Origin of the sequence: Variovorax sp. MSC1_012 (assembly GCF_023667525.1) — a bacterium.
In the GTDB taxonomy this organism is placed as follows: domain Bacteria; phylum Pseudomonadota; class Gammaproteobacteria; order Burkholderiales; family Burkholderiaceae_C; genus Variovorax; species Variovorax beijingensis_B.
Genome location: NZ_CM174443.1, coordinates 1,812,581 through 1,838,652, shown reverse-complemented (window position 1 = coordinate 1,838,652; position 26,072 = coordinate 1,812,581). Strand labels below are relative to the sequence as shown.

General features: G+C 65.5%; 26 protein-coding genes. 14 read left to right on the top strand and 12 right to left on the bottom strand.

Annotation, left to right across the window (positions count from 1 at the left end; translation table 11 throughout):
- Position 1: 1 nt before the first annotated feature.
- Together L1081_RS08695 and L1081_RS08690 are read right to left on the bottom strand one after the other, a co-directional pair.
- Positions 2-754, bottom strand: a complete 753-nt coding sequence (locus L1081_RS08695; protein ID WP_489416065.1) for a hypothetical protein — start codon at positions 752-754, stop codon at positions 2-4.
- Positions 755-832: 78 nt separating this feature from the next.
- Positions 833-2,023, bottom strand: coding sequence for a GNAT family N-acetyltransferase (locus tag L1081_RS08690; protein WP_489416064.1), 1,191 nt, complete (start codon positions 2,021-2,023; stop codon positions 833-835).
- A 19-nt stretch (positions 2,024-2,042) separates the two neighbouring features.
- Here L1081_RS08690 and L1081_RS08685 point away from each other — a divergent pair, with 19 nt between their 5' ends.
- Together L1081_RS08685 and L1081_RS08680 are read left to right on the top strand one after the other, a co-directional pair.
- Entirely contained in the window at positions 2,043-3,737 is a 1,695-nt protein-coding gene (locus tag L1081_RS08685; RefSeq protein ID WP_489416063.1) for an NAD+ synthase, read from the top strand.
- Positions 3,734-4,072, top strand: coding sequence for a P-II family nitrogen regulator (locus L1081_RS08680; protein ID WP_012747471.1), 339 nt, complete (start codon positions 3,734-3,736; stop codon positions 4,070-4,072). The genes L1081_RS08685 and L1081_RS08680 overlap by 4 nt, the downstream gene beginning before the upstream one ends.
- A 121-nt stretch (positions 4,073-4,193) precedes the next feature.
- Here L1081_RS08680 and L1081_RS08675 read toward each other — a convergent pair whose 3' ends face one another.
- From L1081_RS08675 to L1081_RS08650, 6 genes are read right to left on the bottom strand one after another with little or no spacing between them, the layout of a single operon-like run.
- Complete coding sequence (locus L1081_RS08675) at positions 4,194-4,784, bottom strand: LOG family protein (RefSeq protein WP_319432289.1); 591 nt, start codon at positions 4,782-4,784, stop codon at positions 4,194-4,196.
- Positions 4,785-4,815: 31 nt separating this feature from the next.
- Entirely contained in the window at positions 4,816-5,223 is a 408-nt protein-coding gene (locus tag L1081_RS08670) for a diacylglycerol kinase (protein ID WP_489416062.1), read from the bottom strand.
- Positions 5,220-5,786 carry an RDD family protein gene (locus tag L1081_RS08665; protein ID WP_489416061.1) on the bottom strand — a complete coding sequence of 189 codons (567 nt, stop codon included), beginning with the start codon at positions 5,784-5,786 and terminating at the stop codon, positions 5,220-5,222. Before L1081_RS08665 ends, L1081_RS08670 begins: the two co-directional genes overlap by 4 nt.
- Positions 5,787-5,800: 14 nt before the next feature.
- A complete protein-coding gene (locus L1081_RS08660; RefSeq protein ID WP_489416060.1) occupies positions 5,801-6,670 on the bottom strand; it encodes a DUF3106 domain-containing protein in 870 nt (289 codons plus the stop codon).
- 20 nt (positions 6,671-6,690) lie between these two features.
- Positions 6,691-7,113, bottom strand: coding sequence for a DUF3619 family protein (locus L1081_RS08655; RefSeq protein ID WP_489416059.1), 423 nt, complete (start codon positions 7,111-7,113; stop codon positions 6,691-6,693).
- Positions 7,110-7,676 (bottom strand): RNA polymerase sigma factor, encoded by a 567-nt coding sequence (locus L1081_RS08650; RefSeq protein WP_012747477.1) that lies wholly within the window; start codon positions 7,674-7,676, stop codon positions 7,110-7,112. Before L1081_RS08650 ends, L1081_RS08655 begins: the two co-directional genes overlap by 4 nt.
- A 284-nt stretch (positions 7,677-7,960) precedes the next feature.
- On the opposite strand from L1081_RS08650, the gene L1081_RS08645 reads away from it, so the two are divergent.
- The 8 genes from L1081_RS08645 to L1081_RS08610 all read left to right on the top strand — a co-directional run bounded on the left by L1081_RS08645 (position 7,961) and on the right by L1081_RS08610 (position 17,575).
- Complete coding sequence (locus tag L1081_RS08645) at positions 7,961-9,745, top strand: acetolactate synthase 3 catalytic subunit (RefSeq protein WP_489416058.1); 1,785 nt, start codon at positions 7,961-7,963, stop codon at positions 9,743-9,745.
- A 156-nt stretch (positions 9,746-9,901) separates the two neighbouring features.
- Positions 9,902-10,393: an acetolactate synthase small subunit gene (gene ilvN / locus L1081_RS08640; RefSeq protein WP_012747479.1), complete on the top strand. Its 492-nt coding sequence runs from the start codon at positions 9,902-9,904 to the stop codon at positions 10,391-10,393.
- 55 nt (positions 10,394-10,448) lie between these two features.
- Positions 10,449-10,721 carry a DUF4282 domain-containing protein gene (locus L1081_RS08635; RefSeq protein WP_489416057.1) on the top strand — a complete coding sequence of 91 codons (273 nt, stop codon included), beginning with the start codon at positions 10,449-10,451 and terminating at the stop codon, positions 10,719-10,721.
- 53 nt (positions 10,722-10,774) lie between these two features.
- The gene (ilvC, locus tag L1081_RS08630; protein WP_093019123.1) at positions 10,775-11,791 is read left to right on the top strand and encodes a ketol-acid reductoisomerase; all 1,017 of its coding nucleotides are present in this window, start codon (positions 10,775-10,777) and stop codon (positions 11,789-11,791) included.
- Between the two features lie 184 nt (positions 11,792-11,975).
- Positions 11,976-12,800 (top strand): CDP-diacylglycerol--serine O-phosphatidyltransferase, encoded by an 825-nt coding sequence (gene pssA / locus L1081_RS08625; RefSeq protein ID WP_489416056.1) that lies wholly within the window; start codon positions 11,976-11,978, stop codon positions 12,798-12,800.
- 184 nt (positions 12,801-12,984) lie between these two features.
- Positions 12,985-14,688, top strand: coding sequence for a 2-isopropylmalate synthase (leuA, locus tag L1081_RS08620; RefSeq protein ID WP_489416055.1), 1,704 nt, complete (start codon positions 12,985-12,987; stop codon positions 14,686-14,688).
- 51 nt (positions 14,689-14,739) lie between these two features.
- Positions 14,740-16,278 carry a 2-isopropylmalate synthase gene (locus L1081_RS08615; protein WP_319442185.1) on the top strand — a complete coding sequence of 513 codons (1,539 nt, stop codon included), beginning with the start codon at positions 14,740-14,742 and terminating at the stop codon, positions 16,276-16,278.
- Between the two features lie 115 nt (positions 16,279-16,393).
- Positions 16,394-17,575 carry a serine hydrolase gene (locus L1081_RS08610; RefSeq protein ID WP_489416054.1) on the top strand — a complete coding sequence of 394 codons (1,182 nt, stop codon included), beginning with the start codon at positions 16,394-16,396 and terminating at the stop codon, positions 17,573-17,575.
- 58 nt (positions 17,576-17,633) lie between these two features.
- Here L1081_RS08610 and L1081_RS08605 read toward each other — a convergent pair whose 3' ends face one another.
- Genes L1081_RS08605 through aat form a run of 3 tightly spaced genes read right to left on the bottom strand, consistent with a single transcriptional unit; the run spans position 17,634 to position 20,011 of the window.
- Entirely contained in the window at positions 17,634-18,479 is an 846-nt protein-coding gene (locus tag L1081_RS08605) for an IclR family transcriptional regulator domain-containing protein (RefSeq protein WP_489416053.1), read from the bottom strand.
- 30 nt (positions 18,480-18,509) lie between these two features.
- Positions 18,510-19,259 carry an arginyltransferase gene (locus L1081_RS08600; RefSeq protein ID WP_489416052.1) on the bottom strand — a complete coding sequence of 250 codons (750 nt, stop codon included), beginning with the start codon at positions 19,257-19,259 and terminating at the stop codon, positions 18,510-18,512.
- Positions 19,256-20,011 carry a leucyl/phenylalanyl-tRNA--protein transferase gene (aat, locus tag L1081_RS08595; RefSeq protein WP_489416051.1) on the bottom strand — a complete coding sequence of 252 codons (756 nt, stop codon included), beginning with the start codon at positions 20,009-20,011 and terminating at the stop codon, positions 19,256-19,258. The genes L1081_RS08600 and aat overlap by 4 nt, the downstream gene beginning before the upstream one ends.
- Before the next feature lie 222 nt (positions 20,012-20,233).
- On the opposite strand from aat, the gene L1081_RS08590 reads away from it, so the two are divergent.
- From L1081_RS08590 to L1081_RS08580, 3 genes are all read left to right on the top strand, one after another.
- Complete coding sequence (locus L1081_RS08590) at positions 20,234-22,564, top strand: molybdopterin cofactor-binding domain-containing protein (RefSeq protein WP_489416050.1); 2,331 nt, start codon at positions 20,234-20,236, stop codon at positions 22,562-22,564.
- Between the two features lie 37 nt (positions 22,565-22,601).
- Positions 22,602-23,513: a helix-turn-helix domain-containing protein gene (locus L1081_RS08585; RefSeq protein ID WP_489416049.1), complete on the top strand. Its 912-nt coding sequence runs from the start codon at positions 22,602-22,604 to the stop codon at positions 23,511-23,513.
- A gap of 65 nt (positions 23,514-23,578) precedes the next feature.
- The gene (locus tag L1081_RS08580) at positions 23,579-23,980 is read left to right on the top strand and encodes an SRPBCC family protein (protein ID WP_489416048.1); all 402 of its coding nucleotides are present in this window, start codon (positions 23,579-23,581) and stop codon (positions 23,978-23,980) included.
- Here the strand turns inward: L1081_RS08580 and pobA are convergent.
- On the bottom strand, positions 23,977-25,158 hold the full coding sequence (gene pobA / locus L1081_RS08575) for a 4-hydroxybenzoate 3-monooxygenase (protein WP_489416047.1): 1,182 nt from the start codon (positions 25,156-25,158) through the stop codon (positions 23,977-23,979). The two genes, L1081_RS08580 and pobA, sit on opposite strands and share 4 nt — an antisense overlap.
- A gap of 131 nt (positions 25,159-25,289) precedes the next feature.
- Between pobA and L1081_RS08570 the strand changes: the two genes are divergently transcribed.
- The gene (locus tag L1081_RS08570; protein WP_012747493.1) at positions 25,290-26,060 is read left to right on the top strand and encodes an IclR family transcriptional regulator domain-containing protein; all 771 of its coding nucleotides are present in this window, start codon (positions 25,290-25,292) and stop codon (positions 26,058-26,060) included.
- Positions 26,061-26,072: the final 12 nt, after the last annotated feature.

The following is a 26,072-nucleotide window of genomic DNA, read 5'->3' as shown; positions in this document are numbered from 1 at the left end:
CTCAGCCCTGGGCCGCGTCGCCGGCCAGCCGCATCCACTCGCGATTGACGGAGCGGGCGTGCGAGTTCCAGTGGCGCGCGGCCTGCTGGAGTTCGCTCCATTGGCGCTGCGCGCCGGCGGCGTCGCCTTGCTCAGCCAGCCAGGCAATGTATCGGGCGCGGGCCTCGACCGTGTTGTACTGGCTCAACGCGGCCTCGAAGGCCTCGCGTGCCTCTGCGTGGCGCCCGTCAGCAGCGAGCGCGCGGGCGCCGAGCACGGCGACTTCGTCCCTGCGGTAGTCGTCGCGCGAGACGCGCAGGGCTTGGAGCGCCTGCAGCGCTTCGCGGCCTGAAGCCGCGCCGCCCGCAGCCAGCAGCGCGCTGGCCAAGCCAAATTGCAATTCAGGATCGGATGCGAGCGGGCCTTTCAGGGCGTCGCGATAGTGTCCGACCGCATCGGCAGCCTGGCCCCTGCCGAGCGCAGCCTTGGCGAGGCGCAGCTTGTTCTGGGCGGTGGGGGCCAGATTGTAGGCCTGCGTGGCCGCGCGGTACTCGCGCTCGGGGTCGATGAGGTCGATGGCCGCGCTCGCCACCTTGCCCGCGGTACGCTGCATGCGGGAAGCAGGCAGGTACTCGACCACAAAGTACACGATGCTGCCCAGCAGAGGGAAGCTGAAGAGAATGATGAGCCAGTACATCTGCTTGCCATGGCGCATTGCATGCACGGCGAAGAACAGCGCAATGAGGATGTGCAGCCCCAGTCCGACGAACGGCATCGGCTTCTTTCTGTTGTTGTACCGGGCGCGTTTATAGCAGCCCCGGATTGCAGCGAACCGACCGCAATCCGCCGCGCCTCAGCTGGCCTTGAACGGGCTGCGTTCGCCCAGGTGGTCCATGTAGTTCTCGATGCCTTCGCCCTCGCGCTCGAGAAAGCGCTCGACCGCGTCGGCGAAGCCGGGGTGCGCCAGCCAGTGGGCGCTGGTGGTCTTCACCGGCATCAGTGCGCGCGCCATCTTGTGCTCGCCCTGCGCCCCGCCTTCGAAGCGCCGGGCGCCATGCGCAATGCACCAGGCCAGTGGCTGGTAGTAGCAGGCCTCGAAATGAAGGCAGTCGACGCGCTCCACGGCGCCCCAGTAGCGGCCGTAGGCCACCAGCGCATCGTCCCCATGGGTGGACAGCGCGATCAGGCTTGTGGCAATCGGCTGTCCCTCACGCTCCGCGACGAACAGCAGCCAGGCTTCGGGCATGGTGTCGGCCATGCGCTGGAAAAAGTCGCGCGAAAGATAGGGTGGGTTGCCATGCTCGCGATAGGTGCGCGCATAGCAGCGGTAGAAGAAATCCCAGTCCGATGGGTCGATGTCTGCGCCGCGCGACCAGCGAAAGGTCACGCCGGCCTCGGCCACCTTGCGGCGCTCCTGGCGGATCTTCTTGCGCTTGTCGTGGGACAGGCTGGCGAGAAAGGATTCGAAATCCGCGTAGCCGGCTGTTTCGCCCGCTTCGCCCGTTTCCCCCGGGGCGGCATTCGCCCAGTGGAACTGCACCGTGTTGCGCAGCATCAGGCCCGCTTCGGTGCAGGCGGCAATGTCGGCGTCCGCGCCGAACAGCAGATGCAGCGACGAGAGTTCTTCCTTCCTGCACCAGGCCACCAGTGCCTGCACCAGCAGTGTGCGGTCTTGCGCATCGCGGGCCAGCAGGCGTGCGCCGGGCACCGGCGTGAACGGCACGGCCACCACTGCCTTGGGATAGTAGGCAAGCCCGTGCTGTTCGTAGGCATTGGCCCAGGCCCAGTCGAAGACATACTCGCCATAGGAGTGGGTCTTGATGTAGGCCGGGCAGGCCGCCCGCAACTCGTCGCCGCGCCACAGGGTAATGAACTGCGGCATCCAGCCGCTTTCGGGCGAGGCGCTGCCGCTGTCATGCAGTGCCGCGAGGTATTCGTAGCGCATGAAGGGCGAGGGCTGCGCCTCGGCCGCGAGGAGGGCGTTCCATGCTTTCGGGTCCAGGTCCGACAGCGACGCCACCACCCGAATGACATAATCGTTCAAGCCTTTTTCTTCCTTCCGTATGACGCTCAAGCTCGCCATCGCGCAACTCAATTTTGTGGTGGGCGACCTCGCCGGCAACGCCGGGAAAATCGTCGATGCCGCACGCCAGGCCCACGCCCAAGGTGCGCGTCTTCTGCTGACGCCCGAACTCTCGATCGCCGGCTATGCGGCAGAGGATCTTTTCCTGCGTCCCGCCTTCACCGAAGCTTGCGATGATGCCGTGAAAGGCATTGCCGCCGCGCTGGCCGATCTCAAAGACATGGTCGTGGTGGTGGGGCATCCGACCGGCGGCAGCCTGCGCAGCCGCTCGGTGGCGGTGCAGATGCGCTACAACGCCGCCAGCGTCATCAAGGAAGGCCGCATCCTCGAAACCTACGCCAAGCGCGAGCTGCCGAACTACCAGGTGTTCGACGAGCGCCGCTATTTCACGCCGGGGCAGGGCACCTGCGTGTTCGAGGCCGGCGGCGTTTCGGTGGGCGTGCTGATCTGCGAAGACGCCTGGTTCGACGAGCCGGCCGAACTGGCTCGCACTGCGGGCGCCGAAGTGCTGGCCGTCATCAACGCCTCGCCGTATCACGTCGGCAAGGAAGGCGAGCGCGTGGCGCGGATGGCCGACCGCGCCCGCGCCGTGGGCCTGCCGCTGGTCTACGCGCACCTGGTGGGCGGGCAGGACGAAGTGGTCTTCGACGGCGCCTCCTTTGCGCTGCAGGCCGACGGCGCGCTGGCCATGCAGGCCGAGAGCTTCAAGGAGAGCCTGGTCTTCATGCAGCTGGAGCGCTCACCCCAGGGCGTGGGTGTGGTGGCGGCACCTTCAGCCATCGCCGCGCCGCGCGAAGCGGAAGCCCAGCTGTGGGACGCACTGGTACTGGGCGTGCGCGACTACATCGGGAAGAACGGATTTCCCGGCGCCATCCTGGGGCTCTCGGGCGGCATCGACTCCGCATTGGTGCTGGCCGTCGCGGTCGACGCACTCGGCAAGGACAAGGTGCGTGCCGTCATGATGCCTTCGCCCTACACCGCCGACATCAGCTGGATCGACGCGCGCGAAATGGCCACCCGCCTGGGCGTGCGCTATGACGAGATCTCGATCAAGCACACCTTCGAGTCGTTCAAGGGAGCGCTCGCTGATGAGTTCAAGGGCCTGCCCGAAGACACAGCCGAGGAGAACATTCAGGCCCGCATCCGCGGCACGCTGCTGATGGCGCTGTCGAACAAGTTCGGCTCGGTCGTTCTCACCACCGGCAACAAGAGCGAGATGGCCACCGGCTACTGCACGCTCTATGGCGACATGGCGGGCGGCTTCGCGGTCATCAAGGACCTGCTGAAGACCACCGTGTTCGCGCTGGCCCGCTGGCGCAATGCCCACGACCCATACGGCACGGGTGCCTCGCCCATTCCCGACCGCATCATCACGCGGCCCCCGAGCGCCGAGCTGCGGCCCGACCAGACCGACCAGGACAGCCTGCCGCCCTACGACATCCTCGACGGTATCCTGGCACGCTACATGCAGGACGACGAGGGCATCGACGAGATCATCGCCGCCGGCTACGAGCGCGCGGTGGTCGAGCGGGTTGCACGGCTCATCAAGATCAATGAATACAAGCGGCGCCAAGCGCCTGTGGGCATTCGGGTGACCCACCGGAGTTTCGGCAAGGATTGGCGTTACCCTATCACCAGCAAGTTCAACGAAACCGCCGGAGCGCAAAAACCATGAAGCAGATCACCGCCATCGTCAAACCCTTCAAGCTCGAGGACGTACGCGAAGCCCTGGCTGAGGTGGGCGTTACCGGCCTCACAGTGACCGAGGTCAAGGGCTTCGGGCGCCAGAAGGGGCATACCGAGCTCTATCGTGGTGCGGAATACGTGGTCGACTTCCTGCCGAAGATGAAGGTGGAAGTGGTCGTCAACGAAGGCGACGTGGAGCGCTGCATCGAAGCCATCGTCAATTCCGCACGCACCGGCAAGATCGGCGACGGAAAGATCTTCGTCACCGGCGTGGAGCGCATCGTGCGCATCCGCACCGGCGAGGAAAACGAAAACGCAGTGTAGAAGGCTCTCCCCCGGTCTTCGCGCACTTCGTGTCGCTTCGCCTACCCCCCGCCGGGGGCAATACCAGCGGCCCGGCAAAGCCGGTTCCACGGTATTCCTGGAAAACCCTCGCCTTGTTGGACTACAGGTTTTCGGCCAGGCGGTCGTCGCGGGGGTGCAGCGGCACTTCGGCGCGCAGCGCGCTGAGCAGTTCGGTGGGATTGGTGCCGGTGCGGATCAGCTCCATCTGCCAATCGCCCATGAAGCCCTCGCGCACGCTGTGCGCCAGGAAGCCCAGCAGGCCGTCGTAGTAGCCGGCGGTATTGAGAATGCCGGTGGGCTTGTCGTGGTAGCCCAGCTGGCGCCAGGTCCAGATCTCGAACAATTCCTCGAAGGTGCCGATGCCGCCCGGCAGCGCGACGAAGGCATCGGCGCGCTCGCCCATCATGGCCTTGCGCTCGTGCATGGTGTCGACCACGTGTAGCTCGTCGCACAGGGGATTGGCCAGTTCCCGGTCGACCAGCGCCTTGGGAATGATGCCGACGACCCGGCCGCCGGCATTGCGGGTGGCTTCGGCCACTGTACCCATCAGGCCGGTGCGTCCGCCGCCGTAGACCAACTGGCCACGGTGCTGGCCGATCCACTGGCCGACCGCTTCCGCAGCCCTGGAAAATTCCACTCGCTCGCCGGGGCGCGAGCCGCAATACACACAGATCGAAAATTCAGGATTCATGCCGCCATCATGCCTCTTGCGGCGGGCGTCTTCATGACGCGAAGTGCTGCCACAGCGCCGCCAGCCAGATGCCCCCGCACAGCGTGAGCGACAGCAGCACGGCGGCGCTTCCCATGTCCTTGGCGCGCTTGGAGAGGTCGTGCCATTCGGGGCCGATGCGGTCGATGGCGGCCTCGACCGCGGTGTTGAGCAGTTCGACGATCATCACGAGGATGGCGCTGCCGGCGAGCAGGGCTACTTCGACCCAGCTGCGGCCGAGCCAGAAGGCCGCCGGGATCATCACGATGGCCATGATGGCTTCCTGGCGGAACGCCGGCTCGCTCCAGCCTGCGCGAAGGCCATGCAGCGAGATCAGGGTGGCATGCCACACGCGCTCCAGGCCCTTGCGGGCCTTCTGCGGGTTCACGGCGGGGTCGGGAAGTTTGGGCAAGGCACTCATCGGCGGCTCATCGGCTTGGAGGTTATGAGCCGCGTACCGGCCCAGGCGTCGTGCCAGAACTGGCGCTCGGGGTGAAAGCGCGCCAACAATGCCCAGACGGCGACCCATCCGAAGATCAGCACCGTGGATTCTCCGCCCGAAAGCTTGAAAGGCGCGATGGCGGCCAGCGGCGGCAGGAACCAGATCCAGCTGAGCAGGTAGCGCGCGAGGGCGCGGGTCTGGGTGATGGGGCGCCCATGCGCATCGACGATGCGGATGTTCCAGGTCTTCATGGCCAGCGTCTGCCCGCGCGCCCAGAACCAGACGAAATAGACGCCGAACACCACGAACAGGAAGGCCTGGAGCAGGTGCCGGCGGGAATCCATGGCATCCCGCATCTGGCCGAGCGTGCTGAACAGCCAGCCCGCGACGAACACCACCGCGAACAGCAGCATGCCTTCATACAGCCAGCATGCCATTCGCCGCCACAGGCCGGGCACTATCAGAAGAGGAGCGCTGGAGGGAGTGTCTGCGAGCGATGAAGAGGGATTCGATTCCGAGAACTCGGAAGAATTTGAAGCCATCGAAACCTTGGGAATCAGGGGGGCGAGGACTGCTCGGCGCCACGGCCTGCAGGGTTGGAGGCGGCCGCCGATGATGGCAGGGGTACCTGGGCCTCGGCAGGAATTGGCTGCAACGCCGCCCCGGACGCGTCGGGCGGGGAGGGTGTGGACACGGCGGAAGGGCCGCGTTCCGGCGGCGACGCCACCATGACGGCGGCGGCAGGCCCTGCGGCTGGAAGGGGCGAGGCAGGCGGGGCCAGCATGATGCGGGGCGTGTGCTGCCCCGCCGGCGTCACGGCTGGCACCGTCACCAGCTTCTGCGCAGGAATCGGACGCACCGGAATGGCGGCGCCGCGCGGCTTGGCGGGGGCGCGCTCCGCCAGCCGGCGCTTTTCTTCCTCGCTCAGGGCCTGGTACTGCTCCCACTTGGCCTTGCGTTCGTCGGCAGGCACGCGCTTCACCTCGGCAAAGTTGAGGCGCGCCTGGGCCCGCTGCTGATTGCTCAGGGCTGCCCATTCGATCATGCGGCTGTGCAGGGTGGTTTGGTCATCGGCCGACATGTTCGCGTAGTTGCGTGACAGTGCCAGCCATTTGCGCTTGTGCCCCGGGTGCAGGGCGTGCCAATGCGACGCGAGCGGCCGCAGCGCCTGCTGCTGCTCCGCGGTGAGTTCGCTCCAGTACGGCTTGGTTGCCGGAGCGGTCTTCGAAGCCGAAGAAGCCGAGGCCGTTGCCGCCTGCGCGGCACCGCCGGCAGATTTGAGCGGCGGCTCGGAACGAGGCTGGGCGCCGGCGAGCGTCAGGCCGAACAACGCAGCGGCAAGCGCGCCTCCCCAAATGACTGCGCCCGACGTTGGCGGGCGCAGCGGGCGAGGCGTATCGGTGCGGGAAACGGGAGGACGTCGCATTCGTTCAACAGAAAGATGACTCAGTCGGAGGCGCCATCAGCCTTGAGGAACTGGGCAAAACCAGGGTCGGTGTAGGCGGCAGGGGGGAGATCGTCCGTTAGCAGGGCGGAATCGACTTCCGCCAGTTCGCTGGCCCGATCCTCGTCCTGCATCACGCTGATGGTGATCAGCCCTGCAACCAGCGCAAGCAGGGGCACCACCGAGCCGATGCGGGTCCACCAGCCGCCACCCATTGTTGCCACGTGCCCGGACTGCATGACCACCGAGGCCGACCGCAACTGCGGCGCCTGCTTGCGCATGGCGACGGCTTGTGCGCGCGCCACCCGCAGCCGCTCGCCGATGTCGTGCGGCAGCTCCTGGTTGCCGTCAGACAGCCGTGCAGCCACGCGCCGGCCGAATTGATCCTCGGCAGCAAAAGAAGAGGTTGGAACCTTAGTGTTCATAGCGAAATTCCCTTGGCTTTGAGCGCCTTGCTCAGGGCGTGCACGGCCCGCGAACAATGGGTTTTGACGCTGCCTTCGGAGCAGCCCATTGCAGCGGCCGTCTCCGCCACATCCATTTCTTCCCAGTAACGCATCAGGAAAGCCTCGCGTTGACGACCAGGCAAAGCCGCGATCTGTTCTTCGATCTCGTGGAAGATCTGGGCGCGGCGGGTCGTGTCCTCGGCACTCTCCGTTTCTCTGGAGTCGGTTGGCGAGACGAAGTTCTCCAGCAGGTCGAAATCCCCGTCGTCTCCGGCGGATTCGAAGTCGCCGAGGTTGGAGAACAGGGCGCGGCGGGTCTTCTGCCGGCGGAACCAGTCGAGCGTGCAATTCGAAAGAATGCGCTGGAACAGCATCGGCAGCTCTTCCGGCGGCTTGTCGCCGTAGTGCTGCGCCAGTTTCATCATGCTGTCCTGCACGATGTCGAGCGCCGCCTCCTCGTCCCGCACGTGGTAGACCGAGCGCTTGAAAGCACGCCGTTCGACGCTCTTCAGAAAGTCGGAAAGTTCTTGTTCAGTGGCCAAGCGAGAGGGGGCGCCGCGGGCGCCGCGTGGGAAATGGGGATGTCGGGAAGCGCTTGTGTTTTTCTGCCGCGGATTATGCCCCGTGCCTTTTCACGGGGATTCCTGCGCGGTGGCGGGCTCATCAATGTCATAATCCGCGCTGCAAGTCAAAAGGCAAACGGGTCAAGGTCCGGCGGAACATCAGTCCGCTCATGGCTTTGGCCTCAAGTCCTGGCGCGGCCCCACAAGGGCTGGCAAGGGGCACCCAAGGTTTTTCGTTCCCGAAAAAACTCCAAAGGTTGATCATGGAAATCTCGAAGGCGGAACTCGCTTCCGCAGCAGCCGCGTCCTCTGGCGCCGGCAACCCAACACAAGAACTCATGGGCGCTGAAGTGCTGGTCAAGGCACTGCAGGCCGAAGGCGTCCAGTACATCTGGGGCTATCCCGGCGGCGCGGTTCTATACATCTACGACGCGTTCTACAAGCAGGACACCATCCAGCACGTGCTGGTACGCCACGAGCAGGCGGCCGTCCACGCGGCCGACGGCTACGCGCGCGCCACCGGCGAGGTCGGCGTGGCGCTGGTCACCTCCGGCCCCGGCCTGACCAATGCGGTCACCGGCATCGCCACGGCGTACATGGACTCGATCCCGATGGTGATCATCTCGGGCCAGGTACCCACCGCCGCCATCGGCCTGGACGCCTTCCAGGAATGCGACACCGTGGGCATCACCCGTCCCATCGTGAAGCACAACTTCCTCGTCAAGGATCCGAAGGATCTGGCCATGACGATGAAAAAGGCCTTCCACATCGCACGCAGCGGCCGGCCCGGCCCGGTAGTGGTGGACGTGCCCAAGGACGTTTCCTTCAAGAAGGTGGCCTACGCCGGCTATCCCGACAAGGTCGAGATGCGCTCGTACAACCCGGTGCGCAAGGGCCACGGCGGCCAGATCCGCAAGGCACTGCAGCTACTGCTGAACGCCAAGCGCCCCTACATCTATACGGGCGGCGGCGTGCTGCTGGGCAACGCCTGCAACGAACTGCGCACGCTGGTCGACATGCTTGGATATCCTGTCACCAACACGCTGATGGGCCTGGGCGCGTACCCGGCGAGCGACCGCAAGTTCCTGGGCATGCTGGGCATGCATGGCACCATCGAAGCCAACAACGCAATGCAGAACTGCGACGTGCTGCTGGCCGTGGGCGCGCGTTTCGACGACCGCGTGATCGGCAATCCCAAGCACTTTGCGACGAACGAACGCAAGATCATCCACGTCGACATCGATCCGTCGAGCATCTCCAAGCGCGTGAAGGTCGACATCCCGATCGTCGGCGACGTGAAGGACGTGCTCACCGAGCTGATCTCGATGATCCGCGAGAGCACCACCAAGCCCGACGCCGGTGCGCTGGCCGACTGGTGGAAGACCATCGAGACCTGGCGCTCGCGCGACTGCCTCAAGTACGACCGCGGCAACAAGGACGTGATCAAGCCGCAGTACGTGGTCGAAACCCTCTGGAACATGACCAAGGACGCCGACGCGTACATCACGTCGGACGTGGGCCAGCACCAGATGTGGGCTGCGCAGTACTACCGCTTCGACGAGCCGCGCCGCTGGATCAACTCGGGCGGCCTGGGCACCATGGGCGTGGGCATTCCGTACGCCATGGGCATCAAGCTCGCGAAGCCCGATTCGGAAGTGTTCACCATCACCGGCGAAGGCTCGGTGCAGATGTGCATCCAGGAACTCTCCACCTGCCTGCAGTACAACACGCCGATCAAGATCTGCTCGCTCAACAACCGCTACCTGGGCATGGTGCGCCAGTGGCAGGAGATCGAATACTCCGGCCGCTACAGCCACAGCTACATGGATGCGCTGCCCAACTTCGTGAAGCTGGCCGAGGCCTACGGGCACGTTGGCATGCTGATCGAGCGTCCGCAGGACGTGGAGCCGGCGCTGCGCGAAGCACGCAAGCTCAAGGACCGCACGGTGTTCATGGATTTCCGCACGGACCCCACCGAGAACGTGTTCCCGATGGTCAAGGCCGGCATGGGCATCACCGAGATGCTGCTGGGCTCCGAGGATCTCTAGGTAGAGCGAAGCCACAAGTTCCCGCGTCCGAAGGACCGGGTTATCGTCCAATTCTTTGACGAATCTATTGCCCGCCGAGCCCGCGCATTACCGTGCACGGGGGAGGGCGGCGAAAGCGAAAGCTTCCGCGCAGGCGAAAAGAGGAGTCACGCAAACATGAAACACATCATCGCAGTGCTGCTGGAAAACGAGCCGGGGGCTCTTTCCCGCGTGGTGGGCCTGTTCTCGGCCCGTGGCTACAACATCGAATCGCTCACGGTCGCCCCGACCGAGGACGCGAGCCTCTCGCGCATGACCATCGTCACCGCCGGCTCGGACGACGTGATCGAGCAGATCACCAAGCATCTCAACCGGCTGATCGAAGTGGTGAAGGTCGTCGACCTGACCGAAGGCGCGTACACGGAGCGCGAACTCATGATGGTGAAGGTGCGCGCAGTCGGCAAGGAGCGCGAGGAAATGATGCGCATGGCCGAGATCTTCCGCGGCCGCATCATCGACGTCACGGACAAGAGCTACACCATCGAACTCACCGGCGACCACGGCAAGAACGACGCTTTCCTGGAAGCGATCGACCGTAGCGCTATCCTCGAGACTGTCCGCACCGGTGCCAGCGGCATCGGGCGCGGCGAGCGCATCCTGCGCGTGTAGGGGGTGAAGATCCCCTCAGTTCCACTGTTCTAAACCAACACACGAGGAGAAGGTAATGCAAGACTTGCTGGGCTTCGAGAAGATGGTCACCCCGATCGTCATCCGGATACTGTATTTCCTGGGGTTGCTGGTGGTATTGATTTCCGGCGTGGGCGCGCTTTTCAGCGGCGGCTTCAAAGGCATTCTTACCGGCTTCGCCATCTTGATTTTTGGCGCGATCATGGTTCGCGTCTACAGCGAATTGCTGATCCTGCTGTTCCGCATTCACGACAACCTCGTGTCCATCAACCAGCAAATGAAGGACCGGAATCCCTCCGGCCAACTGTGAGTGAACGCACCCCCGCGCAGGGGGTGCCAGAGATTAAATAGGAAAGACGCATCATGAAGGTTTACTACGACAAGGACGCCGACCTCAGCCTCATCAAGGGCAAGACGGTCGCAATCATCGGTTACGGCTCGCAAGGCCATGCGCATGCGCAGAACCTGAACGACAGCGGCGTCAAGGTCGTGGTCGGCCTGCGCAAGGGCGGTGCCTCCTGGCCCAAGGTCGAGAAGGCCGGCCTCAAGGTCGCCGAAGTGGCCGACGCCGTGAAGGCCGCCGACGTGGTCATGATCCTGCTGCCCGACGAGCAGATCGCCAACGTCTACAAGAACGACGTGGCACCGAACATCAAGGAAGGCGCTTCGCTGGTCTTCGCGCACGGCTTCAACGTGCACTACGGCTTCGTTCAGCCGCGCGCCGACCTCGACGTGTGGATGGTCGCTCCCAAGGCCCCCGGCCACACCGTGCGCAGCACCTACACGCAAGGCGGCGGCGTGCCCCACCTCGTGGCCGTGCACCAGGACAAGACCGGCAAGGCGCGCGACCTCGCGCTGAGCTACGCCACCGCCAACGGCGGCGGCAAGGCCGGCATCATCGAAACCAACTTCCGCGAAGAAACCGAAACCGACCTGTTCGGCGAACAAGCGGTTCTGTGCGGCGGCACGGTCGAGCTGATCAAGGCCGGTTTCGAAACGCTGGTGGAAGCCGGCTACGCGCCCGAAATGGCGTACTTCGAATGCCTGCACGAGCTCAAGCTGATCGTCGACCTGATCTATGAAGGCGGCATCGCCAACATGAACTACTCGATCTCGAACAACGCCGAATACGGCGAGTACGTCACCGGCCCGCGCATCGTGACCGAAGAGACCAAGAAGGTCATGAAGCAAGTGCTCAAGGACATCCAGACCGGCGAATACGCCAAGAGCTTCGTGCTGGAAAACGCTGCCGGCGCTCCCACGCTGATCAGCCGCCGCCGCCTGAATTCCGAGCACCAGATCGAAGTCGTCGGCGAGAAGCTGCGCGCGATGATGCCGTGGATCAAGAAGAACAAGCTGGTCGACCAGACCCGCAACTGATCCGCCAATGAAGCGGGTGCCGCGGCACCCGTTTTCCGAGGGCCACCCGCTGGGGTGGCCTTTTTTCATGAGGGGGCGAACCATCCCCCTGAACTACACTGCGAACCCATGCGATTTACAGACCAGCAAGCTATCGGATGGATAGCTGTTCGCGCGGTGCCCACGAGGGACGGAGGCAAATACCATGCATGACGACACGGTTCCCGACGAAGTGCCGCCGCGCAAGCGCCGCAAGGGCATCTACATTCTGCCGAACCTGTTCACGCTCGCTGCGCTGTTCGGCGGCTTCTATTCGGTCGTGATGGCGATGAACGCGCGCTTCGATCTTGCGGCGCTCGGCGTCTTCGCCGCAATGATCCTCGACAGCCTGGACGGCCGCGTGGCCCGCATGACCAACACGCAGAGCGCGTTCGGCGAGCAGATGGATTCGCTGTCGGACATGGTGTCGTTCGGTGCCGCTCCTGCGCTCATCGCCTACGAATGGTCGCTCAAGGGCCTGGGCCGCTGGGGCTGGATCGCGGCCTTCGTCTATTGCGCCTGCGCGGCGCTGCGGCTGGCGCGCTTCAACGTCAATACCGGCGTGGTCGACAAGCGCTGGTTCCAGGGGCTGCCGTCGCCGGCGGCGGCGGCGCTCGTGGCCGGCTTCATCTGGCTCATGACCGAGTGGGGCAAGCGCGGCGGCGAGGTGCTGTATCTCTCGTGGACGCAGATCACGTGGATCACCTTCGCGTTCACGCTCTATGCCGGACTTTCGATGGTCACCAATGCGCCGTTCTACAGCTTCAAGGACGTCCAGATGAAGAGGAGCGTGCCTTTCGTGGTGATCGTGCTCATCGCGCTCGGCATCGCGGTCATCAACATCCATCCGCCGACGGTGCTTTTCGGCCTCTTCGTGGCCTATGGCCTGAGCGGCTATGTGGTCTATGCGTGGCGCAAGGCCAAGGGGCAGCAGGCGAGCGTGATCAGCACCTCGACCGAAGAGCCCGACGAGCGGGGCTTGCATAACTGAAGCCGGCTTGTGCTACATTCGCAACCCTCATGACCAAGATTTCGCTGCTGGCCCTACTAGCCCTCCCTCACGGGCGGAGACGGTAGCGCACGCGCAAATCCCTCACCACGGCCCGTTCGCACCAGCAACGGGCCGTTTGTCTTTGGGGTTGCTGGTTGATTCCAACCATCACAGAGAAATCGACATGCTGAAGCAACCTCAAGCCAAATACCGCGCATTCGCCCCGATCGGCCTCAAGGACCGCACCTGGCCCGATGCCGTGCTGACCAAGGCCCCGATCTGGCTGTCGACCGACCTGCGCGATGGCAACCAGGCGCTGGTCGAGCCGATGGACATCGCGCGCAAGATGCGCATGTTCGAGACGCTCGTGGCCATCGGCTTCAAGGAAATCGAAGTCGGCTTTCCCTCCGCCTCGCAAGTCGAATTCGACTTCGTGCGCAAGCTCATCGAGGAAGACCGCATTCCCGACGACGTGACGATCCAGGTGCTGACGCAGGCGCGCGACCACCTCATCGCGCGCACCTTCGAATCGCTGCAGGGCGCACCACGCGCGATCGTTCACCTCTACAACGCCGTGGCGCCCGTGATGCGTCGCGTGGTGCTTGGCATGAACGAAGACCAGATCGTCGAACTCGCGAGCAGCCATGCGCGCATGTTCAACGAATTCGCCGCCAAGCAACCGGCCACGAAATGGACCTTCCAGTATTCGCCCGAAATGTTCTCGGGCACGGACGTCGTGTTCTCCAAGCGCGTGGTCGACGCGGTGACGGAGGTCTGGGCGCCGACGCCAGAGCGCAAGTGCATCGTCAACCTGCCCACCACGGTCGAGCATTCCACGCCGAACATCTTTGCCGACATGATCGAGTGGATGCACCGCAACCTCGCGCGCCGCGATTCGATCGTGCTGTGCGTGCACCCGCACAACGACCGCGGCACCGGCACGGCGGCTGGCGAACTGGCGCTGATGGCGGGCGCCGAGCGCATCGAGGGCTGCCTGTTCGGCAACGGCGAGCGCACCGGCAATCTCGACCTTGTGAACGTCGCGCTCAACCTCTACACGCAGGGCGTTTCGCCCGAACTCGATTTCTCGAACATCGACGAGATCCGCGCGACGGTCGAGCACTGCAACCAGATCCCGGTGCATCCGCGCCACCCGTATGTGGGCGATCTCGTCTACACCTCGTTCTCGGGTTCGCACCAGGATGCAATCAAGAAGGCCTTCGCGGCACGCAAGGACGGCGACATCTGGGACATGCCCTACCTGCCGATCGACCCGAAGGACGTGGGCCGCAGCTACGAGGCCGTGATCCGCGTCAACAGCCAGTCGGGCAAGGGCGGCATGGCCTACCTGCTCGAGAGTGAATACGGCCTCGAGATGCCGCGCCGCCTGCAGATGGAATTCATGCAGGCCGTGCAGCGCGTGATGGACGTGGCCGGCAAGGAGCTCACTGCCGCCGACCTCTGGGAGCTGTTCGTGCGCGAATACGGCCTTGAGGCCGCGCATTCTTTGCAGCACCGCGTGATCGAGGAAGAAGGCGAGGGCGCCAGCGCCTCGGTGGTGCTGCGCGGCGACCTGCCCTGGGACGGCGAGATCTGCGCCATCGAAGGCCGCGGCAACGGGCCGATCGACGCCTTCACGCAGGCACTGAGCAAGGCCACCGGCCATACCGTGCGCGTGATGGACTACCACCAGCACGCCATCGGCGCGGGTGCCGATGCCAAGTCGGTGGCGTACCTCGAGCTGCGCGTGGACGAGGCCCAGACGCTGTTCGGCGTGGGCATCGACGCGAACGTGATCTCGGCTTCGCTGAAGGCCATTGTCTCGGGCGTGCAGCGCGCGCGGACCCGCGGCGCGCACAGCGCACAATCGGTGGTTGAGCTCGCCTGACGCCGTTCCCCGCCGTACGCGCAAGGTGCCAACGAACCAAGGAGATCCACGATGACCGACCAACTCATTATTTTCGACACCACCTTGCGCGACGGCGAGCAATCGCCCGGTGCCTCGATGACGCGCGACGAGAAGATGCGCATCGCCAAGCAGCTCGAACGGCTCAAGGTCGACGTCATCGAAGCGGGCTTTCCAGCCAGCTCGAACGGCGACTTCGAAGCCGTCAAGGCCATTGCCGACATCATCAAGGAGTCGACGGTGTGCGGCCTGTCGCGCGCCAACGACCGCGACATCTCGCGCGCGGCCGAGGCACTCAAGGGCGCGGCGCGCGGGCGCATCCACACCTTCATCGCGACTTCGCCGCTTCACATGGAAAAGAAGCTGCGCATGTCGCCGGACGAAGTGCACGAGCAGGCGAAGCTCGCCGTGCGCTTTGCGCGCAATCTGGTGTCCGACGTGGAGTTCAGCCCCGAGGACGGCTACCGCAGCGACCCCGATTTTCTCTGCCGCGTGCTGGAGACCGTGATCAACGAGGGCGCGACCACCATCAACGTGCCCGACACCGTGGGCTACGCCATTCCCGAGCTCTACGGCAACTTCATCAAGATGCTGCGCGAGCGCGTGCCCAACAGCGACAAGGCGATCTGGTCGGTGCATTGCCACAACGACCTCGGCATGGCGGTGGCCAACTCGCTGGCGGGCGTGAAGATCGGCGGCGCGCGCCAGGTCGAATGCACCATCAACGGCCTGGGCGAGCGCGCGGGCAACTGCTCGCTCGAGGAAGTGGTGATGGCGGTCAAGACGCGCAGGGACTACTTCGGCCTGGACCTCAACATCGACACCACGCACATCGTGGCTGCGAGCCGCATGGTGAGCCAGACCACCGGCTTCGTGGTGCAGCCCAACAAGGCCGTGGTGGGCGCCAACGCCTTCGCGCACGCCTCGGGCATTCACCAGGACGGCGTGCTCAAGGCCCGCGACACCTACGAGATCATGCGGGCCGAAGACGTGGGCTGGGCCGCCAACAAGATCGTGCTTGGCAAGCTCAGCGGGCGCAATGCATTCAAGCAGCGTCTGCAGGAACTGGGCGTGACGATGGCTGGCGAAGCCGACATCAACGCCGCCTTCTCGCGTTTCAAGGAACTGGCAGACCGCAAGTCCGAAATTTTCGACGAGGACATCCTTGCGCTCGTCAGCGCCGAAGAGCATTCGAACGTTGACGAACAGTTTGCTTTTGTCTCACTCTCGCAGCACAGTGAAACCGGCGAACGTCCCCAGGCCAAGGTTGTTTTCACCGTTCAAGGCAAGGAAGTCACCGGTGAATCCGACGGCAACGGCCCGGTCGATGCTTCTCTCAAGGCCATCGAATCGCACGTCAGGAGTGGTGCGGAGATGGTGCTTTACTCTGTCAACGCGATAAGTGGCTCGACAGAAAGCCAAGGAGAAGTTACAGTTCGGTTACAAAATGCGGGGCGGGTGGTCAATGGTGTCGGGGCAGATCCGGACATCGTGGTCGCATCGGCAAAGGCTTATTTGAGTGCGCTCAACAAGTTACAGAGCCAAGCTGAGAAAGTGGCGGCACAAGGTTAGGTGACGGGCGGTTCTTGTTATTCGATTGAAGAACAGGACGCAAGTAACTGATATTGCGTGCCTTTTTTGATTTGGATACACTGCGGTTCTCAATTTCGCCGCTGGAGATTTATTAATGCCTGAAACCCGCCCCCGCCGAGTTTCCAGCCAGCGGTTCTTGCCCGCAGTCAAATTCGTCGCCGTCGCGCTCTGCGCCACGGCGTTTTTGCTGTCCGGTGCACAGGCCGCCAAGAAGGAAAAAACAACCGCAGCCAAGACCGCCGTGGCCAAGAAGGCCAAGGGGCCGGTGCCGGTGGAAGTCAAACGTTCCGCCAAGGCGCCGCGTGGCGGCAAGGCCGATCGAAGCGAGAAGGTCGTTCGTGGCGGCCGCAACGTGGTGGCCTCCATTCGCCAGAAGAACGGCAAGACCGTGGTTGCCGTGCAACGCCGCTCGGTGGTTCGCGTCGAAACGCCCGCGCGCCAGTCCTTCGGGCAACTGGCCGGTCTGCACGGAACCGATGACGTGCTCGACCTGAAGTCGAGCGTCGCGCTGGTGATCGACCAGGACACGCACGAAGTGCTGTTCAGCAAGAACGACCATGCGGTGCTCCCGATCGCATCGCTCACCAAACTGATGACCGGCCTGCTGATCAGCGAAGCGCATCTTCCGAACGACGAGCTGATCACCATCACGCAGGACGACGTCGACACCGAAAAGGGCAGCCGTTCGCGCCTGACGGTCGGCACCACGCTGTCGCGCGGCGAACTCCTGCACCTGGCCCTGATGTCGAGCGAAAACCGCGCGGCGCATGCACTGGGCCGCACCTATCCCGGTGGCCTCGCAACCTTCGTGAGCATCATGAACGCCAAGGCGAAGATGCTCGGCATGAAGGACACGCGCTACGTGGAGCCCACCGGCCTGTCGAGCCGCAACCAGTCGAGTGCGCAGGACCTCGCGCTGCTCGTCAATGCCGCCTATTCCGACGCCACGGTGCGCTCGCTGTCGACTTCGCCTGAATACCAGGTCGAGGTAGGCAACCGCGTGCTCCAGTTCAACACCACCAACCGTCTCGTGAAGAGCCCGGATTGGGAAATTGGCGTGCAGAAGACGGGCTACATCTCCGAAGCCGGCCAGTGCCTCGTGATGCAGGCCAAGGTGGCGGGGCGCAAGCTGATCATGGTGTTCCTGGATTCGGCCGGCAAGTTCAGCCGTATTGCCGATGCGGAACGCGTTCGACGCTGGGTCGAGGCCACCCATGCCTCGACGGGCTCGCCGGCTGCATCGCGCAGCGCTGCGGCCTACCAGGTCGCCGGCTGATCGAACCCACCGTCCTGAACAGGGGCGGCAGTCGAGAACCGCCGGCGGGACCAGCCGATCAGCCCCCGCTGGGGCCTGAAGCGATGCTGGTGCCGATCGCCGCCGGGCCCGCGGCCGCCGCGGCTGCGGCATCCTTGTAGCCAAGCGCCCCCGAGATTTCGTTGGCCGTGGCCTGCAGCTTGGGCAGCCATCCTTCGTCCAGCCGGTCTGCGGGCGCGGAAATCGACAATCCCGCCACCAGTTTGCCCTGGTCGTCGTAGATGCCGGCGGCCATGCAGCGCACGCCCAGTTCGAGTTCCTCGTTGTCGCGTGCGATGCCGTACTGGCGCGCCTTCGACAGTTCACGCTCGAGCGCAGGCAGTTGCGTGATGCTGTTGCGCGTGTGGCCGGCCAGGCCGGTTCGCGTGGCGTAGCTGCGCACGCGCTGCGGATCGTCGGCCGCCAGGAACAGCTTGCCGGTGGAGGTCAGGTGCAGGGCAGCCCGCCCGCCGATGGCGCGCACCACCTGCATGCCCGAACGCTCGCTGTACGAGCGCTCGATGTAGACGATCTCGTCGCCCTGGCGCATGCTGAGGTTGACGGGCTGCTGGGTCAGCTTGTGCAGCTCGCGCATCGGCCCCAGCGCGGCGTCGCGCACGTTGAGCCGGCCCTTGACGAGGTTGCCGAGTTCCAGCAGCCGCATGCCGAGCCGGTAGCTGCCGGCCTCGGGCCGGTCGACGAAGCGGCCGACCGCCAGGTCATTGAGGATGCGGTGGGTGGTGGAGGGGTGCAGGCCCGTCTTCTCGCTGATTTCCTTCAGCGAAATGGCCTCCTCGCGGGAGGCGAGCACGTCGATCAGCGCGAACATGCGCTCGATCACCTGGATGACTGGAACGGCAGGAACGTCGGATTGGTTTTTTCTCATGGCGCGATGCGGTGTGGACCGGGCGCCATTTTACTTTGTGAAATCGGATGGTGCTTGCCAGCGTCCGTCGATCAGCAGTTCGTGCGGCGCAAAGCGCGCCTTGTAGTTCATCTTGGCGCTGCCTTCGATCCAGTAGCCGAGATAGACGTGCGGCAGGCCGAGCTTGCGCGCCTGCTCGATCTGCCACATCACGCTGTAGGTGCCGTAGCCGGCGCTGCTGTCGGGTTCGTAGAAGGTATAGACCGCGGAGATGCCGTCGTTCAGCACATCGAGGATCGACACCATCTTGAGCGCGCCCGCCGTGCCGTCCGGCAGCGTCTCGCGGAATTCGACCAGCCTGGAGTTGACCCGGCTCTGCAGCAGGAACTGGGTGTACTGGTCAATGCTGTCGTGGTCCATGCCGCCGCCGGCGTGGCGGCCGGTCTGGTAGCGCAGATAGAGCTTGTAGTGCTCGGGCACGAAGCACAGCTTGAGCACGCGCGCCAGCAGGTTCTTGTGCTGCTTCACGGCGCGGCGCTGGCTGCGGCTGGGCTGGAAGCTGTCGACCAGCACGCGCAGCGGTATGCAGGCGCGGCAACCGTCGCAATAGGGCCGGTAGGTGAACATGCCGCTACGCCGAAAGCCGCTGAGCACCAGGTCGGAGTAGGCGTCGTTGTGGATCAGGTGGCTGGGCGTGGCCACCTGCGAGCGGGCCTGGCGGTCCGGCAGGTAGCTGCAGGGGTAGGGCGCCGTCGCGTAGAACTGCAGCGTGTGAAGCGGAAGATCCTTGAGGTGCGTCACGTCGGTCCGGAAGGTCGCGCGGAAAGGAGTTCTGCCCAGTATACGGGCTCGAAATGCCACTGTGGCCCCGGTTGTTCCCGGGCCTTGGCCACGTGCGCCACGAAGCGGCTGCGCGACATTTCGCGGGCTCCCAGGCTGGCCAGGTGGGAGGTGTTCTGCTGGCAGTCGATCATCTTCACCTGGAAGCGGCGGCACAGGCACACCAGTGCAGCCAGCGCGATCTTGGAGGCGTCCGGGCGGCGCGTGAACATCGACTCGCCGAACACCGCGCGCCCCAGCCCCACGCAGTAGAGGCCGCCTGCGAGCTTGCCGTCGATCCAGGTTTCCACACTGTGCGCGTGGCCGGCCCGATGCATCGCCATGTAGGCTTCCACCATGTCCGGCACGATCCACGTGCCCGATTGGCCGGTGCGGGGCGATTGAGAGCAGGCCGCGATGACCGAGGCGAAATCGTGGTCGATGCGCACCTCGCAGCCGGCGGTCCGGGTGAAGCGGGCCAGCGTCTTGCGCAGCGACCGGTGGAGCTTGAATTCGGCCACCTGCAGCACCATGCGCGGGTCGGGGCTCCACCAGAGAATCGGCTGGTCTTCGCTGAACCAGGGGAACACGCAGCGGCCGTAGGCATGCACCAGGGTGTCGACGTCGAGCGCTCCGCCGGCGGCGAGCAGCCCGGGTACGGGATCGTGCTCGCCCCAGGCGGAGGCGGGGTCGGGCAGTGCGTCGCCGGGTTCGAGCCAGGGCAGTTGTTGCATGGCCGTAGGTATACACGGCTTCGCCCACGCTTCGGCCGAGGCCGGGAAAATGCCCGTCCTGCAGCGGGAAGGGCAAACGATTGCGGCCCGCGCGCCACAGGCGCCGCCCGTGAAGCGCACAAGACTATCCGAAGCCCATATAGTGCTGCTTCCCCCATTTGCACTCCATGCGGACCCGCCGGGCCAGCGTTGCCCGGCCGAGGCCCGCCCAAGAGGACCACGTTGACCACTGATTCCACCCCCACGCGTTTCGGCAGCGGCCAGGCAGTGCGCCGCCTCGAGGACGAGAGCCTGCTGTCTGGTGCAGGCCGCTATACCGACGACGTCGCGCTTCCCGGCCAGACGCATCTCGTCTTTCTTCGGTCCCCCTATCCGCATGCGCGCATCGTGTCGATCGACACGGCCGCCGCCACCGCCATGCCCGGCGTGCTGCGTGTGATCACCGGCTCTGAACTGGCCGAAGCCGGCGTCAAGCCGATGCCGGGCGCCGTGGGCTTCAAGCGGGCCGACGGCAGCGACTGCGCCAGCCCCCCGCGCCTGGCCATGGCGCATGGCACAGCCCGCTTCGTGGGTGAGGCCGTGGCCGCGGTGGTGGCCGAAACCGTCCAGCAGGCGCGCGATGCCGCCGAGGCGGTGATGGTCGACTACGAAGCGCTTCCCATGGTGGTCGACCTCGCAAGCGCCACCGCCGACGGCGCGCCGCTGCTGTGCGAGGAAGCCACCGGCAACGTCGCCGCTGAAATGCGCCACGGCAGCAGCGACGCTGCAACGGCCGCCTTTGCCAAGGCGAAGCACGTGGTAGCGCTCGACGTGGTCAACCAGCGCGTGGTTGCGCTGACCATCGAGCCGCGCTCGGTGCTCGCGGCGCCTGACGCCGAATCCGGCCGCCTCACCATCCGCATGAGCACGCAGATGCCTTCGGGCGTGCGTGATTCGATCTGCGCCGCCATCGGCCTCGCGAAGGAAAAGGTGCGCGTGGTGGTGGGCGACGTGGGCGGCGGCTTCGGCATGAAGACCGGTGCCTATCCGGAGGACATTGCCGTTGCGTTTGCGGCGCTGCAGGTCGGGCGTCCCGTGAAGTGGGTGGCCGACCGCAGCGAGGAGTTTCTTTCGAGCGCGCACGGCCGCGACATCGAAGCCAGGGCCGAACTCGCGCTCGATGCGGACGGAAAGATCCTTGCGCTGCGCATCAGGACGCTGGCCAACGTCGGTGCCTATGCCACCGGCACCGGCGTTGCGATCCAGCTCCTGATCGGCCCGTGGGTGCAGACCAGCGTCTACGACATCCAGACCATCGACTTCCATTTCAAGGCGGTGCTCACCAACACCGCGCCCACGGGCGCCTACCGCGGCGCAGGCCGTCCCGAGGCGATCTTCACCATCGAGCGCCTGATGGACGAGGCCGCCCGCCAGACCGGCATCGACCGCATCGCGCTGCGCCGCCGCAACTTCATCCGCCCCGAGCAGATGCCCTATAAGAACCCGATGGCGCAGACCTACGACACCGGCAAGTTCGAGTCGGTGATGGACCAGGCGCTGGCGCTGGCCGACTGGCAGGGCTTCGAGGCCCGTGCTGCCGAGTCGGCGAACAACGGCAAGCACCGCGGCCTGGGCATTGCCACCTTTCTCGAATGGACCGGCGGCAATGTGTTCGAGGAGCGCGTCACGGTCTCGGTGCAGGCCGATGGCGTGATCGAGGTGTTCTCCGCCGTCAATGCCATGGGGCAGGGCATTGCCACCTCGCTTGCGCAGCTGGCGGTCGATGCCTTCGGCGTGCCGATCGAGAAGGTGCGCGTCGTGCTCGGCGACACCGACCGTGGCGACGGCTTCGGCAGCGCCGGTTCGCGCTCCCTCTTCACCGGCGGCTCGGCGGTCCGCATCGGCGCCGAACGCACCATCGACAAGGCGCGCGCGCTCGCGGCCCAGGAGTTCGAAGCCGCCATCGACGACATCACCTACACCCGCGGCGTCTTCACCGTGGCCGGCACCGATCTGGAGCTCGACCTGTTCGCGCTGGCGGGCAAGCAGCCCGAGCGCGAGATCTTCGTCGACTCCACCAGCACTGTGGCCGGGCCGACCTGGCCCAACGGCTGCCACGTCTGCGAGATCGAAATCGATCCGCCCACGGGCGAGATCAGCGTGGTGGCCTACAGCTCGGTCAACGACGTGGGCCGCGTGATCAACCCGATGATCGTTCGCGGCCAGCTCGAGGGCGGCGCGGTTCAGGGCATCGGCCAGGCGCTGTACGAGCAGGTGGTGTACGACAACGAAACCGGCCAGCCGCTCACCGGCAGCCTCATGGACTACGCCGCGCCGCGTGCGGACATCGTCCAGGCCATGTTCCACATGGAAATGGACGAGTCGACGCCGTGCGCCAACAACCCGCTGGGCGTGAAGGGCGTGGGCGAGCTGGGCACCATCGGCGCCACGCCGGCCATCGTGAACGCCGTGGCCGATGCCTTTGCGCGCAACGGCCTTGCGGCGAGCGCTCCGCGCCTGCACATGCCGCTGAGCCCGGCGCGCGTGTGGCAGGCGATGCACACCATCGACTGAGCATCTTCAGGCCGGGTGATCGAAGGGCGCACACACCATGCTCGTCACCACCGAACTGCAGACCGACGCGATCCGCGTGTCGAGCTACCGCTGTGACGCGGGTCCTGGAGCGCAGCCGTTCACCGAGATGCACTCGGACTATTCGGTTTCGTACGTGCGCAAGGGCAGCTTTGGCTACCGCACGCGCGGCAGCGCTTATGAGCTGGTGGCCGGTTCGGTGCTGGTGGGCTGTCCAGGCGATGAATACGTCTGCACCCACGACCACCATGTCTGTGGCGACGAATGCCTGGCGTTCCATCTGTCGCCGGGCTTCGTCGACCTGATCGGCGGCGACCAGCGGACCTGGCGCACGGCAGGGCTTCCGCCGCTGCCCGAACTGATAGTGCTCGGCGAACTTGTGCAGGCCGCGGTCGAGGGGCAGAGCGATGCGGGACTCGACGAGCTGGGCATGTGGTTCGCGAGCCGTTTCGTCAAGGTGATGGAAGGGCGCAGCAAACCCACGCCGCAATCCGCCGCGGCACGCGACAGGCGCCGTGCGGTCGATGCGGCGATGTGGATCGATGCGAACTCGCATGACGACATCGGCCTCGAAACTGCGGCGTCCGAAGCGGGACTGAGTTCGTTCCACTTCCTGCGCCTGTTCTCGCAGGTGCTCGGCGTCACGCCGCACCAGTACCTGGTCCGCTCGCGCCTGCGCCGCGCGGCGCGGCTGCTGGCGGACGACGAACGGCCCGTAACCGACGTGGCCTTCGACGTCGGTTTTGCCGACCTGAGCAACTTCGTTCGCACCTTCCACCGCGCGGCCGGGGTATCGCCGCGTGGCTTTCGCCAGGCCGCCAAGGGCGATCGCAAGATTTTCCAAGACCGCCTGGCCGCGCTGTTCAATGATGACCGCCTGATCCACCCATCGAGCAGAAAGTCATCGCCATGTACGACCACATCGGACTGAAAGTCGGAGACCTTGCCGCGTGCCGGCGCTTCCACGAGGCGGCCTGCCCCTGAAGGCGCACAACCATGGCAACGATCTACAAGGAATTCATCGTCGAAGCCGATGCCTCGCGCGTCTGGGACGCGCTGCGCGACTTTGGCGCCGTGCACACGCGCCTTGCACCCGGTTTCCTCACCGGCTGCGAGTTGGACGGCAAGGGCGCGCGCATCGTCAGCTTTGCCAACGGCCTGGTGGCGCGCGAACTGCTCGTGGGCATCGACGAGCCCAACCGCCGGTTGGCCTACACCGTGACCGGCGGCAAGGCCAGCCACCACCATGCCTCGGCCCAGGTGTTCGCACTGGGCGAAGGGTGGTCGCGCTTTGTCTGGATCACCGACGTGCTGCCCGACGAACTGGCCGCCTACATCGAACCGATGATGGCGCAGGGTGGCGTGGCGATGAAGAAGACGCTCGAGGCGGCCGGCTAGAAGTCTTCGAGCGGCAGGCCCACGTAGTTTTCCGCCAGCGCGGTGGAGGCGGCGTGCGAATGCACGAGGTAGTCGAGTTCGGCTTCCTGGATCTTCTGGCCGAAGGCGCCGGTCTCGGGGAAACGGTGCATCAGCGAAGTGAACCACCACGAGAAGCGCTCCGCCTTCCAGACGCGGCGCAGGCAGAGGTCGGAATACCGGTCGAGCGCGGAGGCCGATTTCTCGCCGTAGAAGATCTCGAAGGCGCGCGAGAGGTAGCCCACGTCGGCCGTCGCAAGATTGAGCCCCTTGGCGCCGGTCGGCGGCACGATGTGCGCGGCGTCGCCGGCCAGGAACAGCGCGCCGAAGCGCATCGGCTCGGCAACGAAGCTGCGCAGCGGCGCAATGCTTTTCTCGAGCGAGGGACCGGTCACCAGCCGCTCGCGGGCCTCGGGGTCGAGCCGTGCGCGCAGCTCGTCCCAGAAGGCCTCGTCGCTCCAGTTCTGGACCTTCTCGTCGGCCGGCACCTGCACGTAGTAGCGGCTGCGGTGCGCGCTGCGCATGCTGCACAGCGCAAAGCCGTGCTCGGTATTGGCGTAGATCAGTTCGTGCGACACCGGCGGCACGTCGGCCAGCACGCCGAGCCAGCCGAAGGGATAGATCTTCTCGTAGGTCTGGATGGCGTCGGCCGGCACGCTGGCGCGGCTCACGCCGTGGTAGCCGTCGCAGCCGGCGATGAAGTCGCACTCGATCTCGTGCGCCTGGCCGTCTTTCTCGTAGCGCACGTGCGGGCGTTGCGAATCGAAGTCGTGCAGGCTGACGTTGGCGGCGCTGTAGATGGTGGCAAGGCCCTCGGCCGAACGCGCTTCCATGAGGTCGCGCGTCACTTCGGTCTGGCCATAGACCGTGACCTGCTTGCCGTTTGTCAGGCCGTGCATGTCGATGCGGTGCCGCGCGCCCTTGAACAGCAGTTCGATGCCTTCGTGCGGCAGCCCTTCGGCCTTGGCGCGCGCATCGACGCCCGCGCGCGCCAGCAGGTCCATGGTGACCTGCTCGAGCACGCCGGCGCGGATGCGCCCGAGCACGTAGTCGCCGCTCTGGCGCTCGACGATGATGTTGTCGATGCCGGCCTTGAAAAGCAGCTGTCCGAGAAGCAGGCCTGCCGGGCCTGCGCCGATGATCGCGACCTGTGTGCGCATGTTCGTGTCTCCAATGGGTTTTCCGGGAGCGTAGGACGTGCGCGGCCGGCTGTCGCGGCGTGCGGCAAGGCTCTGTGCGATCATGCGAATGGCTGCGCGATCATCGCGCAACACTTCGCAGATTGACCGAAATGACCATCGCCAAGGCCGACTTCATCGAGGGCATCGCCAAGGGAATGGCGGTGCTCGAAAGCTTCGACACCGAGCGCCAGCGCCTCAACGCCACGCTGGCCGCCGAGCGCGCCGGCCTCACGCGTGCCGCTGCGCGCCGGCACCTGCTCACGCTGGCCCACCTGGGCTACCTGGAGACCGACGGCAGCTATTTCTGGATGGCGCCCAAGGTGCTGCGTTTCTCGGGCAGCTATCTGGCCTCGTCGCGCCTGCCGCGCGCGCTGCAGCCCACGCTGAACCGGCTGGCGGCGCAGACCGGCGAATCGTTCTCGGCCGTGGTGCTCGATGGCGAAGAGGCGGTCATCATTGCCCGCAGCGGCGCCTACGGCACGCCGACCCGCGTGCTGGCCTATGGGCTGCACCTTGGCGCCCGCTTGCCGGCGCATGCCACCTCGACCGGGCGGGTGCTGCTCGCGGCCATGGCGCCGGCCCAGTTCACACAGTGGCTCAAGGGGCGCCACCTCGCACGGCTCACGCCGCACACCACCACCCAGGCGCGCGGCCTGCGCCAACTGATCTCCCGCGTGCGCAAGGACGACTACTGCTTTGCCAGCGAAGAGCACGAGCTCGGCGTGCAGGCGCTCGCGGTGCCGCTGCGCGACATGCAGGGCCGCACGGTGGCCGCGCTCAACGTGGTGCTGTCCGGTACGCGCTACCAGGAAGAGACGCTCCAGCGCGAGATGCTGCCGCTGCTCTTCGAGGCGGCGCGCGAAGTGCGGTCGCTGCTGTGAGGTGAACTTCCA

Excerpts from the sequence above, each read along its gene's own strand:
- L1081_RS08570 (WP_012747493.1), top strand. The coding sequence starts at position 25,290 with ATGACCATCGCCAAGGCCGACTTCATCGAGGGCATCGCCAAGGGAATG.
- L1081_RS08605 (WP_489416053.1), bottom strand. The coding sequence starts at position 18,479 with ATGAGAAAAAACCAATCCGACGTTCCTGCCGTTCCAGTCATCCAGGTG.
- ilvN (WP_012747479.1), top strand. The coding sequence starts at position 9,902 with ATGAAACACATCATCGCAGTGCTGCTGGAAAACGAGCCGGGGGCTCTT.
- L1081_RS08655 (WP_489416059.1), bottom strand. The coding sequence starts at position 7,113 with ATGAACACTAAGGTTCCAACCTCTTCTTTTGCTGCCGAGGATCAATTC.
- L1081_RS08685 (WP_489416063.1), top strand. The coding sequence starts at position 2,043 with ATGACGCTCAAGCTCGCCATCGCGCAACTCAATTTTGTGGTGGGCGAC.
- L1081_RS08615 (WP_319442185.1), top strand. The coding sequence starts at position 14,740 with ATGACCGACCAACTCATTATTTTCGACACCACCTTGCGCGACGGCGAG.
- L1081_RS08660 (WP_489416060.1), bottom strand. The coding sequence starts at position 6,670 with ATGCGACGTCCTCCCGTTTCCCGCACCGATACGCCTCGCCCGCTGCGC.
- L1081_RS08670 (WP_489416062.1), bottom strand. The coding sequence starts at position 5,223 with ATGAGTGCCTTGCCCAAACTTCCCGACCCCGCCGTGAACCCGCAGAAG.
- L1081_RS08665 (WP_489416061.1), bottom strand. The coding sequence starts at position 5,786 with ATGGCTTCAAATTCTTCCGAGTTCTCGGAATCGAATCCCTCTTCATCG.
- L1081_RS08585 (WP_489416049.1), top strand. The coding sequence starts at position 22,602 with ATGCTCGTCACCACCGAACTGCAGACCGACGCGATCCGCGTGTCGAGC.
- aat (WP_489416051.1), bottom strand. The coding sequence starts at position 20,011 with ATGCAACAACTGCCCTGGCTCGAACCCGGCGACGCACTGCCCGACCCC.
- pobA (WP_489416047.1), bottom strand. The coding sequence starts at position 25,158 with ATGCGCACACAGGTCGCGATCATCGGCGCAGGCCCGGCAGGCCTGCTT.
- L1081_RS08695 (WP_489416065.1), bottom strand. The coding sequence starts at position 754 with ATGCCGTTCGTCGGACTGGGGCTGCACATCCTCATTGCGCTGTTCTTC.
- L1081_RS08675 (WP_319432289.1), bottom strand. The coding sequence starts at position 4,784 with ATGAATCCTGAATTTTCGATCTGTGTGTATTGCGGCTCGCGCCCCGGC.
- L1081_RS08635 (WP_489416057.1), top strand. The coding sequence starts at position 10,449 with ATGCAAGACTTGCTGGGCTTCGAGAAGATGGTCACCCCGATCGTCATC.
- leuA (WP_489416055.1), top strand. The coding sequence starts at position 12,985 with ATGCTGAAGCAACCTCAAGCCAAATACCGCGCATTCGCCCCGATCGGC.
- L1081_RS08580 (WP_489416048.1), top strand. The coding sequence starts at position 23,579 with ATGGCAACGATCTACAAGGAATTCATCGTCGAAGCCGATGCCTCGCGC.
- L1081_RS08610 (WP_489416054.1), top strand. The coding sequence starts at position 16,394 with ATGCCTGAAACCCGCCCCCGCCGAGTTTCCAGCCAGCGGTTCTTGCCC.
- ilvC (WP_093019123.1), top strand. The coding sequence starts at position 10,775 with ATGAAGGTTTACTACGACAAGGACGCCGACCTCAGCCTCATCAAGGGC.
- L1081_RS08645 (WP_489416058.1), top strand. The coding sequence starts at position 7,961 with ATGGAAATCTCGAAGGCGGAACTCGCTTCCGCAGCAGCCGCGTCCTCT.
- L1081_RS08680 (WP_012747471.1), top strand. The coding sequence starts at position 3,734 with ATGAAGCAGATCACCGCCATCGTCAAACCCTTCAAGCTCGAGGACGTA.
- pssA (WP_489416056.1), top strand. The coding sequence starts at position 11,976 with ATGCATGACGACACGGTTCCCGACGAAGTGCCGCCGCGCAAGCGCCGC.